Source organism: Streptomyces sp. NPDC031274 (genome assembly GCF_055570235.1).
The window spans coordinates 1-1,110 of sequence record NZ_JBVIHP010000411.1 but is presented as its reverse complement, the minus strand read 5'-3'; the positions used below and the strand labels follow the sequence as shown (position 1 = coordinate 1,110).

At 67.0% G+C, this 1,110-nt stretch carries 3 protein-coding genes; 1 reads left to right on the top strand and 2 read right to left on the bottom strand.

The annotated features are described in order from the left end of the window. Window positions 1-309: ATP-binding protein (locus ACZ5CR_RS46785; protein ID WP_468870149.1), on the top strand; the 309-nt coding region annotated here is incomplete at its 5' end. 62 nt (window positions 310-371) lie between these two features. Here ACZ5CR_RS46785 and ACZ5CR_RS46780 read toward each other — a convergent pair. Both ACZ5CR_RS46780 and ACZ5CR_RS46775 read right to left on the bottom strand, forming a co-directional pair. Continuing rightward, on the bottom strand, window positions 372-680 hold the full coding sequence (locus ACZ5CR_RS46780; protein WP_468870147.1) for a hypothetical protein: 309 nt from the start codon (window positions 678-680) through the stop codon (window positions 372-374). A 296-nt stretch (window positions 681-976) separates the two neighbouring features. Continuing rightward, window positions 977-1,110, bottom strand: a 134-nt coding sequence (locus ACZ5CR_RS46775) for an SAM-dependent methyltransferase (RefSeq protein ID WP_468870150.1), incomplete at its 5' end; no start/stop codon positions are given.

Genomic DNA, 1,110 nt, shown 5'->3' with positions numbered 1-1,110 from the left:
AATCTGCCGCACGAAGTGCAAGCAGCAGCCTTCCGCGTCGTCCAGGAAGCGCTGACCAACGTACGACGGCACGCCGCTGATGCCACTGAGGTCACCGTCAGCCTGTCCTACAGCGCTCAACGGCTGGAAGTAGCGGTGGCCGACGACGGCCGCGGCGGCACAGAACTCCCCGCCATGGCTCACGGTGGCGGCTTCGGACTCATCGGCCTGCGGGAACGCGTCACCGCCCTGGGCGGCGAACTACACGCGGGTACCCGTGCCGATCGAGGGTGGGAGGTTCGGGCGGTGTTCCCTACCCCCAGACGGTGAACTCCGCACGCGGTAATGGGCGAAGGGCCATGCGAACTCGACCGCCACACGCTTGGGCCACTTCAGTGCCAGAAAGGCTCCGAGGTTGTCTGCACGACCAGGGCGAGTGACCCGGACTTCCTCACGCAGACCACGATCCGAGTCCCACAGACGGCTGCTTCCGCGGGCACGACGGCGCTTCCGTACTCGCTGGCATCCTGGGTATCCGGCTCAGCAAGGCACCAAGCTGCGAAGTCACCCTCGATCCGTGCCACCAGGCGGTCGAGCTGAACGGCGGTCTCACAGCGGTCGTAGTCTCCCGGCCACTCCAGCCACTCCGGATCGTCGAGCTCACGCAGCAACGTCAACGGACCCGTTTCGCTCTCTGTCACTTGTCATCTTGGGCCGAGGGCTACACCTGGATCCAGACGCATACGCTCGCGCGCTCGCCCTGATCTGGCCCCCGACAACACTCATGCAAGTTCAGTAGCGGACCCGGTTCCTCGTCGACGCCACCGTCGGCGACAAGCTCGGCCGAGTGGGCATCCCTCTGCCGCGCTCAGTGCCTGTCGGCGACACCCTGGCCTTCGCCTGTAGTAGATGCGCGTGCGTTGCGCCGCGCATGGACGCCAAAGCGGCGCTGCCCACCGGCCCGCAGGGCAACACCGCCGCCAGCGCGGCTTTGAATTCACTCAGGCTTGCGCGCCACGCCAGCGTAGAACCCGATCTCGCGGGCCCCGTCGGGAGGCGGACCGTCGGGGCGCCAGAACGGCGCCTGAGCCAAGCCTGGCTCGACGAGGTCGAATCCGTCGAAGAATCGCT